The 12,215-nt window shown below is 61.7% G+C and carries 13 protein-coding genes; 4 read left to right on the top strand and 9 right to left on the bottom strand.

Annotation, left to right across the window (positions count from 1 at the left end; all coding sequences use genetic code 11):
• Positions 1–30: 30 nt before the first annotated feature.
• Positions 31–600, top strand: coding sequence for a bifunctional ornithine acetyltransferase/N-acetylglutamate synthase (locus VOM14_RS22335; RefSeq protein WP_327631074.1), 570 nt, complete (start codon positions 31–33; stop codon positions 598–600).
• Between the two features lie 124 nt (positions 601–724).
• Here the strand turns inward: VOM14_RS22335 and VOM14_RS22330 are convergent, their stop codons facing one another.
• Positions 725–1,198 carry a tetratricopeptide repeat protein gene (locus tag VOM14_RS22330; RefSeq protein WP_327630930.1) on the bottom strand — a complete coding sequence of 158 codons (474 nt, stop codon included), beginning with the start codon at positions 1,196–1,198 and terminating at the stop codon, positions 725–727.
• A 459-nt stretch (positions 1,199–1,657) separates the two neighbouring features.
• Here VOM14_RS22330 and VOM14_RS22325 point away from each other — a divergent pair, with 459 nt between their 5' ends.
• Positions 1,658–2,362, top strand: a complete 705-nt coding sequence (locus VOM14_RS22325) for a helicase C-terminal domain-containing protein (protein ID WP_327630929.1) — start codon at positions 1,658–1,660, stop codon at positions 2,360–2,362.
• On the opposite strand, the gene VOM14_RS22320 is transcribed toward VOM14_RS22325, so the two are convergent.
• Complete coding sequence (locus VOM14_RS22320) at positions 2,261–3,061, bottom strand: bestrophin-like domain (RefSeq protein ID WP_327630928.1); 801 nt, start codon at positions 3,059–3,061, stop codon at positions 2,261–2,263. The genes VOM14_RS22325 and VOM14_RS22320 overlap by 102 nt on opposite strands.
• A 305-nt stretch (positions 3,062–3,366) precedes the next feature.
• On the opposite strand from VOM14_RS22320, the gene VOM14_RS22315 reads away from it, so the two are divergent.
• A complete protein-coding gene (locus tag VOM14_RS22315) occupies positions 3,367–3,582 on the top strand; it encodes a hypothetical protein (protein ID WP_327630927.1) in 216 nt (71 codons plus the stop codon).
• Here VOM14_RS22315 and VOM14_RS22310 read toward each other — a convergent pair.
• The 7 genes from VOM14_RS22310 to VOM14_RS22280 all read right to left on the bottom strand — a co-directional run bounded on the left by VOM14_RS22310 (position 3,564) and on the right by VOM14_RS22280 (position 10,195).
• Positions 3,564–4,373 (bottom strand): c-type cytochrome, encoded by an 810-nt coding sequence (locus VOM14_RS22310; RefSeq protein ID WP_327630926.1) that lies wholly within the window; start codon positions 4,371–4,373, stop codon positions 3,564–3,566. The genes VOM14_RS22315 and VOM14_RS22310 overlap by 19 nt on opposite strands.
• Positions 4,370–5,995 (bottom strand): b(o/a)3-type cytochrome-c oxidase subunit 1, encoded by a 1,626-nt coding sequence (locus tag VOM14_RS22305; protein WP_327630925.1) that lies wholly within the window; start codon positions 5,993–5,995, stop codon positions 4,370–4,372. The genes VOM14_RS22310 and VOM14_RS22305 overlap by 4 nt, the downstream gene beginning before the upstream one ends.
• Positions 5,982–6,554, bottom strand: coding sequence for a cytochrome C oxidase subunit II (locus tag VOM14_RS22300; RefSeq protein WP_327630924.1), 573 nt, complete (start codon positions 6,552–6,554; stop codon positions 5,982–5,984). The genes VOM14_RS22305 and VOM14_RS22300 overlap by 14 nt, the downstream gene beginning before the upstream one ends.
• Positions 6,555–6,556: 2 nt before the next feature.
• Entirely contained in the window at positions 6,557–6,733 is a 177-nt protein-coding gene (locus VOM14_RS22295) for a hypothetical protein (protein WP_327630923.1), read from the bottom strand.
• A gap of 64 nt (positions 6,734–6,797) precedes the next feature.
• The gene (locus VOM14_RS22290) at positions 6,798–8,153 is read right to left on the bottom strand and encodes a c-type cytochrome (protein ID WP_327630922.1); all 1,356 of its coding nucleotides are present in this window, start codon (positions 8,151–8,153) and stop codon (positions 6,798–6,800) included.
• Entirely contained in the window at positions 8,150–8,845 is a 696-nt protein-coding gene (locus VOM14_RS22285) for a c-type cytochrome (RefSeq protein WP_442955574.1), read from the bottom strand. The genes VOM14_RS22290 and VOM14_RS22285 overlap by 4 nt, the downstream gene beginning before the upstream one ends.
• A gap of 462 nt (positions 8,846–9,307) precedes the next feature.
• Complete coding sequence (locus tag VOM14_RS22280) at positions 9,308–10,195, bottom strand: LysR family transcriptional regulator (protein ID WP_327630918.1); 888 nt, start codon at positions 10,193–10,195, stop codon at positions 9,308–9,310.
• A gap of 104 nt (positions 10,196–10,299) precedes the next feature.
• On the opposite strand from VOM14_RS22280, the gene VOM14_RS22275 reads away from it, so the two are divergent.
• Positions 10,300–11,616: an MFS transporter gene (locus tag VOM14_RS22275; RefSeq protein WP_327630917.1), complete on the top strand. Its 1,317-nt coding sequence runs from the start codon at positions 10,300–10,302 to the stop codon at positions 11,614–11,616.
• Positions 11,617–12,215: the final 599 nt, after the last annotated feature.

The raw sequence follows: 12,215 nt of genomic DNA, 5'->3' as shown, positions 1-12,215 counted from the left end.
TGATATTGAGCCAAGTAGTGACGCAACCGTATCTTCCGCAAAGTTGTTGATGCAACCTTTAATTGCCTTAGCATCGATAGCGACACGTCCACGAGCGATACGGTCGCCATTTTCTCGAACGGGTTGGCTGGAGAGGTGCCGGAACATGAGTTCGAAAAGGCTCTACATGAGATGGCTCTCGCGTTGGTCAAAAAGATCGCACGCGACGGCGAGGGCGCGACGAAGTTACTGGAGGTTGGAGTCAAAGGTGGACGTGACAAAGCACAAGCCAAGCGCGTTGCAAAGGCGATCGTGAATTCTCCCTTGGTCAAGACAGCGATTCACGGTGCCGACCCGAACTGGGGGCGTGTGGCGATGGCAATCGGCAAGTGCGAAAAGGACCTTGATATCGAACCCGAACGCGTGCGCATCGGATTCGGCGATCTTCAGGTTTTTCCGGGTCAATTAACAGCAGGTGATCTCGAGCGGCTTTCAGGTGTGATGCGTGCTGAGCACGTGCGCATTGCTGTCGAACTTGGTTGCGGTGGAGGGGACGCCACCGTCTGGGGATGCGACCTGTCTGCCGAATATGTAAGCATTAACGCCGACTACTCGACCTGATTACACTGCGTCCAGTGAACGGCGTCGCTGTGCGACAGGATCGATCAACACTCTTGGTAATGAGATCGCAAAAATGACATGTGCGAGCCGACCCATTCCGATTCGTCGATCCCGTCGCGAGCGGTTACCTGGAAACAGTTCCCAGTTCGAAACGATCGCATTGCGCCCGCAGCGCGTACTTTGCTTCTTCGATTCCTCGCGCACCCGCCGTGCAATACCAGTAGCCGGATTTACAAAAATTCCGGCGTGTCCCGTACCCCTCAGCAAACATAAATCCTAGGATAAAAGAGGCTTCCACATCACCGTGCATCGCCGCTCTTTCGAAAAGACGCAGTGCTCGCGCGAAATCCTGTGGCCTTTTCGCATTACGGAAATAGCTAGTCGCCATCATAAAAGGTTCGTGCCTCCTCGGGCTATTGTCAACCGACCTGATGTCCATCATCGTATTGACGTCCTGCAACGTCCCAACGCTACGCAACAATTTTGCATTGACACTACAGATCATCTCGTTACTATTTTGCGCGAAAGCAGGCGGCAATGTCGTTACGATCGCAATCATGCTACCGCCAAGAATGAATTTCTTACGAAACATCGTCATGTCGCTATTTGGCATATGCAAACAGGTTAGTGAGAAGATTGAAGCAATCGCATTGTGTCTGCCATGACAAGTCACGATGATCGTCGTCGATTAGATGGGTCAAGAAAACCCCAAAATTCGCACTGGATATCACGCGTGAATTGCTTGGCGGTATCAAGGGTGGAGCGCAACAGTGGGATTTATGTTTAGGACCTTGAGATTGACCTGCTGATGCATGGGTCGTAGCGATGACCTCGAAATGGTCAACCGAAACTGTGAGTTGCACGAGACCGACTATAGCGGCTGTCGGCGATGAGTCGAATTCCTCGTGACTGTAGACCGAAAGGTCGATTCCTTTGGGCAGATATACGTCGATACAACGACAAACGACTCAAACTATCGCGTGGCCAAAATCGTTAGGGTGGAGGCCCTGCCTGTAGAGGCTCCTGCAGCGTCGCCCGCCGTTCTCGCTTGGGTTGAATGGGACGACGGCGTGCTTCGCCCGTTGACCGAGGACATGCTCGAGGGCATCGAACTCGGTCGCGCGGTCGCGCGGTCACGGTGCACAAGGCACAAGGTTCTCAATGGCCCCGCCTCATCGTGCCGGTGACGGACTCAAGGCTGTTGGACCGTACCCTGCTGTACACAGCAATCACGCGCGCACAGACCCAGGTACTTCTGGTGGGTAAACTGAAAGCCGCTCGCCGGGCTGTGCTTGCGCCTCCCAAGGCACATACGCGCAAGGTCGCATTAGACCACGCCCTGATGGGGTTGGAAGCTCAGCATTATCGGGCTTCCGACCATGCCATCCTCGCGTCAGCAAGCCTAGTCATAACTTCAAAACATTACCCACAAAACGAGGTTTGGGGGCGCTCTAAAGGCGTCAATGAGGCTTCGAAATTTGTGCTGCCAACACTCCGGTCGGACCGGAGTGCGCGAAAGCCTTTTACTCACTCACATCGAACCAGCTACCAACACTTTTTAGTGTGGATAAACGTTCTAAATCGCCTTTCCCTGCAGAACCCTCGAAAAACCCCGCTTATCCAGCGGGGTTTTTTCATCTTTCACGGGCCGCCGCGGCCACTACGGTGTCAAATGCGCCAGCGCATCCCGCATTGGCTCGCTGGAAATCACGATCGGACCGGTGAGCGGCGTATCCAGATCCACGATCACATAAATCGCTGACGCAATCGACACCGCTCCGAGCGAAATGGTCACGAGCGCCAGCGCATTGCGAGGCGCGATCAGCCCGAAGCTCAGAAAAATCACGCACAGCCAGAACGTCAGCGTCTTGAAGAAAGGCTGGGAAATCGAGCTATGCACTTCCTCGATGATTTTCCAGCGCGCATCCACCACGCGGCGAAACTGCGCCAAACCGTCTTCGAGCGTGCGCTGTTGCAGCGGGTCGCGCGCGCGCAACTGCCGCAATTGCCGCCCCACCGAAGTCAGCATTTCGCCGAGTTGCGGGCTTTCCAGCGTCTGCGAGTCGCCGGGCGCGACGAGGTTCTTCGGATATTCGCCCGGCGGAGCCGGTTCGCTCGGCCACGTCGAGGCAATGGCCGCCGCCATGTAGACGCGCAGCAGCTTGCGCGCGGCGTCGGTGTCGCTGCCGTAATCGCGCAGCGTCATGTCCAGTTCCGTGATGTCGGCGGCATAGGCGCGCAGATCGTTCTCGGCCGTGTCGAAGCTCGATTTGGCCGACGCCGTCATCAGGCCGAGCACCAGCGCGGCGAAGGTCACCAGCATGCCAATCACGAGTTGCACGAGTTGCACGGTCTCGTGCGCCTTGTGTTCCTCGGGCAGAAGCGGGCGAACCCATACGCCGAATCCGGTCGACACGAGCAGCAGGACAAAAACCAGCAGGGCCGAGCCAATTTCCGACATGGCAATGCTCCAGAGACACTCGCGTCGATTTCACCGGAAACAGGCAGGACGCCTAAGGCCCGGCGGTCGGGTCCTCGCCGGACGTCAGAAACTGCGTGCTTCCGCTTGCAATTCAATGTGCCGCAAAGGGTACGCCTTCCGCCATCAGGGTTCCACCCGTTCCGCCGTAGTTCCTATTCGTGGCGCTCGCTTCAATTCAGACAAAAAAGTTGCGGACCCGGCCGAACCAGCTTGGGCGCAGCACGTGTGGCCGAGGCAAGCTGTACTGAATATCCGGTCAGGCAGCGCACATGGAGACTAGCCCGATGCGGAAAAATTTGTCGATCCGCAGTTGCCTGACCCTCATGATCGCGTTCTTTGCCGTCGCGCTGCCGCTGGGCGCGGCGGAGAAGGTTGACGCAGGCGGTGGCGGTGTTCAGACGGGAAGGACTGCGTCGGCGAAGAGTCTGGCGCGCCTCAAAACCTCCGCGCGCCGCGTCCCCGCGTTGCGCGCGAATCTTGTCTACTGCAAGGCCGCGTAGTATTTCGCGAGGCTATCGATCTCCGCCGACGTCATCTGCCGCGAGACATTGCGCATTTGCTCGTTGATGTCGTTGTGGCGCCCGCCCGAAGCGAACGCGCGCATCTGCGCGGCGAGATAGACAGACGACTGCCCGCCGAGCCACGGCGCCGAGCCCTTGCGATCGAGTTGCCCGTGGCACGCGGCGCACGGCGCGATATTGCGCTGCGGATCGCCCTGCATCGCGAGACGCACGGCGTTTGCATCCGGCTCGCTGCCGGTGGGCGGCACTTCGGCGGCGGGACCGCGCGGCAGCGACGCATAGTAGGCCGCGAGATCGTGCAGATCCTGATCGCTGCGCGCCGCGACGATCGGCTGCATGATCGAGTTTTGCCGCACGCCTTGCTGGTAATCGCGCAATTCCTTGTAGACGACGTCCGCGTATTGGCCAGCCAGCCCCGGCGCCGTGACTTGCACCGTGCCGAGCACGCCGTGACACATCGAGCATTTCTGCGTGGCAAGCGTCGCGCCGCGGCCGATCGAATCGACGTCGGCTCGCACGCGCCGCAACGGCGGCAGAACCACCACGTCGCTCGGCGCCGGGCCGGCGATATTCGCGCCGCCATACCAGCTCGACGGCACGCCGGCTGCGCCGCAAATCGTCGCCCATAAGCTGCGGTTCGCAAACGCGCTGTTCGCCGAAGGCAGCCAGATGAAGCCGATCAACGCCGCCACGACGGCAATCGCCAGCGTGCCCGCCACGCTGATCGTGAACCACGGGTTGCGCAAACTGAAGATGCGTTCCTCGTTCATCGCTGCGCTCCGACGACGACCGCCGGCACCGAAGTCTGCGGCAGTCTGAGCAATTGGACGATCGGCACGCTGTAGTTGACGACCGTGAGGCCGATCATCAACGCGACCCACAAGCCGAAGCTGTTCAACGCGGCGGGCACGCGCTCGACCGGATGCACCGCGCTGGAGAACCGGAAGCTTTGCTGCTGAACCACCGGTCCGAATTGCGACTTCGCGAGAATGTAGATGAAGAGCACGCCCGACACCACGAGAATCAACCCGCCCACCGCCGACATGCCGACCCAGAACGCCTGCGACTGGAGGCCGGGCATGGAGTAGTCGTAGTAGGCCATGCGGCGCGGCGCACCGAGCAGACCCACGTAATGCCACGGCAGCGTCACGACCATCATGCCGATGAACCACAGCCACAGTTGCGCGCGCACGAGCCTGAGCGAGCCGATCGCGCGGCCCGTGAGCTGCGGCCACAGTTCGTAGGCAATCGCGAAGTACATGATGACGATCGCGCCGCCGAAGATCAGATGGAAGTGACCCGTCACCCACTGCGTGTTGTGCACGGTCGTGTTCAGCTGATAGCTCATGTTGATCAGACCGCCGGCACCGCCGAAGCCGAGCATTACGAACGAGAACGCGAGGACGAGCATCATCGGGTTTTGCCACGGCAATGCCGCGACCCAGCCGAATGCGCCCTTGCCGCCACGCAGCCTGCCGGCGATTTCCACCGACGCGCAGATCGTGAACACCGTCAGCAGCGTCGGCACGGACACCATGCCCGTGAATACCGCGTGCAGGAACTTGAAGCCGGAGCCGACCTGCGGATCGGCGAACAGATGGTGGATGCCGATCGGCATCGCGAACACGAGGAACAGGATGAACGACACGCGCGCCATGGAATCGCTGTAGAGCCGCCCGCCGATCGCGCGCGGCACCAGCGTGTAATACGCGATGTAGGACGGAATCAGCCAGAAATAGACGATGGCGTGCAGCGTCCACGAAAACAGGACGCGCGAGAGGCCGGCGTCGATCGTGTCCTTCAGGCCGAACGCGACCGGCAGAATCTGGAACAGGATTTCGAGCGCCGCGCCGACGGCGGTCCACGCCCACAAGTACGCGCCGGCGACATTGGCGAACATGGCGAGCGGCACGGCCTTGCCTGGGTTGGCGCGCTTCCAGATACGCAGATTCACGTGCATCAGCGCGACCCAGATCCACGAGCCGACTACGACCAGCACGACGCCGAGGTAATAGAACGGACTGCCGACCATCGGCGGGTAGAAGGTGTAGAGCACCGAGGCCTTGCCGAGCGCGACGGGCACCATGGCCATCACCGCGCCGATTGCCAGCATGATGAACGCCGCCCATGCCCATTTGAGGCCGGCGAGGCGCTGCCCGAGCGCCAGCTCGACGATCGCGTAGCCGAAACCCATTGCGACCAGCGTTGGCATCACATAGGCCATCACCGAGCCGTGCGCGGTCACGGAGCGATAGTAGAGTTCCGGGTCGCCGATCCACGGCGCGAAGGGGCTGCGCACCAGCATCTGCCAGGCGCCGAGCAACAGCGCGATGATGAACGCGATAAAGGCGAGCCAGAAATGCGCGAGAACGAGTCGCTTAGCGTGAAACACAGCTCAGCCTCCGTGATTGTCGGGCCTGTTCGAAAAAGGCGGCTTTGTCGATCACTTTCACATGCGCCCACATGGCCTGATGGCCGAAGCCGCAGAACTCGTGACACGGCATGTTGTGATCGGCGGGCGCGTCAAAACGCGTATTCAGTGTGGCGACGTAGCCGGGCACGACCATCGTGTTGACATTGGTGTCGGTGATGAGCAGGCCGTGCACAACGTCGGCGCTGGTCGCGCGAATCGTGATCGGTGTGTCGGCGGGCACGAGCAGACATTGCGGCGTGAACGAATACTGCTGCGCAATGAAACGCACGACCACGGAGCCGTCCGGCTCGACCGCGCTGCCGAGGTTGTCTTCGACGAATTCGCCCGAGAGTTGCAGGCGCGACGGGTCGATCGTTTCGACGCGCGAGGGCGGCATCATTGCCCAATGCAGTCCGGAATACACGATCACGGCGAGCATCAGCACGATCAGCGCGCCGGCGAAAATCGCCCAGCGACGCTCGGCGCGTACCGCGACTGCGTGGCCGCCGCCAGGTGGGTGTTGGGAATCGGTGGACATGATCAGTGCACGACGCCGCGCGGCAGGAACACGAGGAAGTAGAAGCCGAACCAGATCGCCATCACGATCAGCGTGGCCACGCCCGCCACGGCGATCGCACCATGCGGACCGGCGACGACCACGCGTTCCACTTCTTCGTCAGTGGGCGGGCGCGCGCTGCGGGTATCGTTCGGTTCCATCTAGAGGTCCTCCAGTTTCCGGTGCGGCGTTTCGGTGCGGCGGCGAGTGCGGCGTTCAGGACGCCTAGTGCAGCGGCGCCTTGCGCAAGTCGTTGATCTCGCGGGCGGTCACGGGCTTGCCATGATTGCCCCAGGCAGTGCGGATATACGTGACGACGGCGGCGGCCTCGGTGTCATTCAGTTCCTGCCCGAAAGGCGGCATGCCGTACGGCTCCAGATTGCGCATCGTGCCGGGCGGGAAGCCGCCGTTCAGCACGATCCGGATCGGGTTGACCGCAGAGTCCATTTCGATCGACTGATTGCCGGCGAGCGGCGGATAGTGCTGAAGTTGTCCTTCGCCTTTGGCGCCGTGGCACAGCGCGCACTTGTCCGCGTAGATTTTTTCGCCGAGCGCGAATACGTTGGTGCCGGTGGGCGCCGTCGGGCCGGACTTGCGGCCGCGATTATCAGGCAGCGTCTTCAGATACACGGCCATTGCCTTGACGTCTTCGTCGGTCATGTATTGCAGGCTGTGGTACGTGACTTCCGCCATCGGGCCGTACACCGCGCCGCGGTCCGAAATGCCCGCTTGCAACAGATCGACAATGTCTTTGATGCTCCAGTCGCCGAGGCCGCCGTCCTTGTCGGACGTCAGCGAGGGCGCATACCAGTTCTGCACGGGAATCAGGCCGCCGGCGAACTGCTCGCTTTGCGACGAGCCGCCGAGCATGTTGATCTTTGTGTGGCACATCGTGCAGTGGCCGAGCCCTTCGACCAGATACGCGCCGCGATTCCATTCGACGGAGCGAGTCGGATCGGGCTGGAACTCGCCTTCGCGGAAATAGAGCGTGCGCCAGCCGTACAGCAACTTGCGCTGATTGAACGGGAAGCGCAGCGTGTGCTTGTGATTCGGCTCGCGCACCGGCGTGACCGACTTCAGATAAGCGAAGATCGCGTCCGAATCCTCGCGCGTGACTTTGGTGTATTGCGCGATCGGCATGGCGGGATAGAGGAGCGCGCCTTCCGGCGTGATGCCCGTGCGCATCATGTGGAAGAAGGCTTCCTGGCTCCATGTGCCGATGCCGTACTGCGCGTCGGGTGTGATGTTCGGCGAGTACAGCGTGCCGAACGGCGTTTCCATGGCGAGGCCGCCCGCGAACAGCTTGCCGCGCGGGGCGGTGTGGCACGCCACGCAATCGCCCGCGCGTGCGAGGTATTCGCCGCGTTTCACGATGTCCGGGCGGGTGTCGGCGGCGGTGTTGGCTTTCGTGGCCGATGCCGATGCCGATGCCGTTGCGGAGTCGGCGGCGCGTGCTTCACCGATCAGCGAGGTCAGCGGCGCCCGCGTGAACGTCGCGCTGCCGGCCGCGAATAGTGCGACGAGCACTGTGGCGGCGAGTACGGAGAACAGCACGCGAAGCGGTCGAAATGTCGTTTTCATTGCGGTTGGCTCCCGCATGCGAGAGGCAGGCGCTCCGCGGATGCCGGCGCGGGCCGCGGATCGGCGGGGCGCGGCTGGCGCGCGAGCCAGCTCGATACCGCGGTGATGTCCTTGTCGGTCAGCTTCACGGCGATGGAATGCATGCAGTCCGGCGCGAGCGCGTGCCGCGTGCCCGAACGCCACGTGCCCATTTGCCCGGCGATATAGCTCGCGTGCAAACCGAGCAGGCCAGGAATGCCCGGCTGCCTGCCCGTCATGCGTGCTCCATGACACGCGATGCACGCCGGAATCTTGCGCGCCGGATCGCCTTGTGTGACGAGCCGCTGACCGGCGGCGAGCACAGCGGGCGAGACCTCGGACTGGTCGGCATTCGGATAGGGCGGCTGCAAGTCGGCGAAGTATTGACTGATCTTGCGCAGATAGTCGTCAGGCAGAAACGCGAGCAGATAACCCATCGGCGGATAGGTGCGGCCGCCGTCGCGAAATGCGGTGAGCTGATTGAACAGATACTCGGCCGGTTTGCCGGCGATGCGCGGGAAGTAATCGTTGTTCAGACCTTGACCTTGCACGCCATGACACGAGGTGCAGGCGCGCACGCGTTCGTCCATGGCGGAGGGCATCGCGCCAGGCACACTGGCGGCGGCGAGCGCGGCGCCGCTCCATAAGACGTAAAGCACAAACAGAAATCCCATCGCTCTACGGTGCACGTCGGGCCTCGCTGGGGAACGTTATTTTGTCGATTTACTTCGCGCGCGGCTTATGACGACTCGCTTGTCATTTCGATAAGCCACGCACAGCGGGTCTACTACTCTTCTTTAATAAGCAGTTGGCAAACAGCAAATGAAAAGCGCGCTTATTCTGGAGAGCGAAACATTCATGTTTGCTTCCAGCGCAGTTGCTTCCCTAAAACTATGGCCGGCCTGAGCAGGCCGCAGGGCAATGGCTTCAGGTTGCCCGATTGATGCGTTAGTTGTCTGACGGTGCGTAGCAGGGTGCAGGATTTCGTTGCAAGCGTCAATAGCACGATGGCAGGTGAAACTGATGAGATGAGACGGAGTGCTTCTCATCATCATAGGTGGCGATCTATGCGCTTTCAATACTTGTCGCTTCTCCGAAGCGGGCGCTAAAGCTTCAACGTGATCGTTTGATATGGATCAAGTGAAAAGTCGAATAAGTGCGGTACGCGCACTGCTCACTCGTTCACTTTCGCCGATTCGTCCGGGCAATAGGTGAAACTCGACCGCCGGCAATGCGGGCAAGCCAATGCTTGTCGGACAAGCGACCACGCCTTCCCCAATCGACGATTCATTCAGACACGAGATGCCGAGCCCGGCCTTCAACGCGAGTTGCAACCCGGCGACGCCGGATGCCGAATGCGATATCACATAAGACACCTTGTTTTCGTCGAGCAGCTTCACGACGAAACGCTGCAACTGACAGTTCGACGGCAGCAGCACGAGTCGGTAGGGCGCGGCGGATCGCGCTGCGGCATCGGCGGCGCTGACCCATAGCAGTTTCTCGCGGCGCACGACGGTGCTCCTCGCGTCGCCGCGCCGGCTGGACGCGCGCGGGTTGCCGGTCACGAGCCGCAACGAGAGGCCTATGTCGAACGAGGCGTCGTCGCCGGCGGCGCTGTCGATCACGGCGCTCGGCGACACGGTCACATGCAGCCTCAGACGCGGATGCTGTTCGGAGAACGTCTTGAGAATGCGCGCGATGTCGTGCGGACGGTAGTAATCGGTAATGGCGATGCGCAGTTCGCCGTCGAGCGAGCGGCCTTGCAGGTCTTCGAACGCCGCTTCGCTCATTGCGATGATGCGCCGCGCGTGATCGAGCAGGCGGCTGCCGGCGGGCGTCGCGCTCACGCCTTGCTTGCTGCGCACGAAGAGCGGCTGGCCAGCGCGCTCTTCGAGTTTCTTCAACTGCTCGCTCACCGACGATTGCGACAGGAATACGCGTTCGGCGCCCGCCGAAACGCTGCCCGATTCGGCGACGGCCACGAAAGTCCGCAATTGCGTGAGGTCAAATCCGCGCTGGCTCATGATTCGTTAAATCCGATGGATGGCATCTGAAATTCCGGATTTTCCGATGGAAGGCGTCGCCGTAGCATGCCTCCGGATTCGGCACGGACACAACGGAGGAAGTCATGGCATACGGATTGACGGACCACGGCCCACTAGCGCGGGGCCGCGCGGCGAGTCACAAATGGAAAGTGCTCGGCGTCGGGTTCGCCGCGAACGCGAGCTTTTCGGCGGCGTTTTCTGGCATTCCGACCACGGCGGTTTATTTGCGCTCTGCCTATCACCTCGGCAACGACGGCCTGGGTCTCGTGCTCGGCACGCTCGGCTTGGGCATCGCGGTCAGCGAGTTGCCGTGGGGACTCCTGACCGACCGATGGGGCGACCGTCGCGTGCTGCTGCTCGGACTGCTTTCGACTGCCGCCGCGCTGGCTGGACTCGCGCTCTTTGCGTCGCCTTCCGGCTCGCATGTGCCTGGCGTGATGACGTTGGCGCTCGGCTTGCTGCTCGTCGGTTTGCTCGGCGGCAGCGTCAACGGATCGAGCGGCCGCGCGGTCATGGCGTGGTTTCGCGAGGGCGAGCGCGGCCTCGCGATGAGCATCCGGCAAACCGCGGTGCCCGTGGGCGGCGGCCTCGGCGCGCTGTTGCTGCCGGCGCTCGCGTCGAAGTTCGGCTTCGTGAGCGTGTATGGCGCGCTGGCACTTGCTGGCGCGGCGACGTCGGCGTTCGCGTGGCGCTGGCTGCATGAACCGCCGCATCTCGATTGTCGCGCCGCGCATGCGCCGCATCGCGTCGCGCCGGACGCCACGGCCACAAAGCGCCGTTCGCCGCTTTTTGAACCCGGCATCTGGCGAGTGGCGCTCGGCGCGGGCGCGCTGTGCGTGCCGCAGCTCGCGGTTATTACGTTCGGAACGGTGTTTCTGCATGACTTCGGCCGCGCCGGCGTAGTGACGATCAGCCTCGCGATGGCCGCGGTGCAGGCGGGCGCCGCTGTCGCGCGAGTCTGGAGCGGCAGGTGGACGGACCGGCGTGGCAATCGTCGCGCGTACATGCGCGGTTGCAGTGCGCTGAGCGCGCTGTTGTTCGCGGCGCTCGCGTTCGCGACGGGCATCACCGGCACGCATCACGCGGTCACGGCGTTCGCAGCCCCGATCTTCGCGCCGATGATCGTGCTCGGCGGAGTGAGCGCCTCGGCGTGGCACGGCGTCGCGTTCACCGAACTCGCGACGCTCGCCGGCACGAGCCGCGCGGGCACCGCATTGGCGATCGGCAATACCTGCGTGTTCCTCACGCTCTTCCTGACGCCGCTTGCGATTCCACTGCTGCTGTCGCTCGGCTCATGGCCGATGGTGTGGGCCATCGCGAGCCTTTGTGCGCTAATCGCGTTGCCGATTTTTCCGCGCGCGCTGCGTAATGACAAAGCAGGCGCCGCGCTAATCCCATAGCGCGGAAATGCGCTGATTATTCATTTTGAGTATTTGAATCTTTTATTGCCTTCATGCAGTAATTGACAGTTTGTTTCACCAAAGGATTCGGAGCGCTCCGATTTTCTCCTCGCTCGCGGCGATGATTTTATGGTTGCCTCCTTGCCTGTTGTATTCAAAGTCGCTGTCTATCGAGATGTGCGTAAAGCGCTTTTAATTTGCTACGCATATCTAATAAATATTCCTACAGGAAGCGAGAGAAATCCTGGTGAATCTTCGAGTCATTCTGTCCGATGGATGTTCATCCGTTTGTTCTGCTTGGTGCGAAGACTATGCTCGAAGCGCATGCCGGCGTCGCCGTCGTCGGCCACGCCGTTTGTTCCGCCGCATTGGTCAAACTGCTGCGTCGTATGACATGACGTGCTGATCACGGATCTTTCGATTCCGTGGTCGACGTGAACGACGATGCACATTCTCGGTCACTCGCCGCGGATTCGCCGGATAAGGTTGGACTCGCCTTCCGCGCCGCTGCCTGAATGCGCGCGCCGCAGCTCGTGCATCGACTCGGTCTTGCCGAGCAGACTCACCGCGCCGTCTGACTCAAGCGCGCAGGAGCGCGC

This window comes from Paraburkholderia sp. MPAMCS5, assembly GCF_036016995.1.
In the GTDB taxonomy this organism is placed as follows: domain Bacteria; phylum Pseudomonadota; class Gammaproteobacteria; order Burkholderiales; family Burkholderiaceae; genus Paraburkholderia.
Note: the sequence above shows the minus strand (reverse complement) of the source record. Positions and strands in the feature narration are given on the sequence as shown.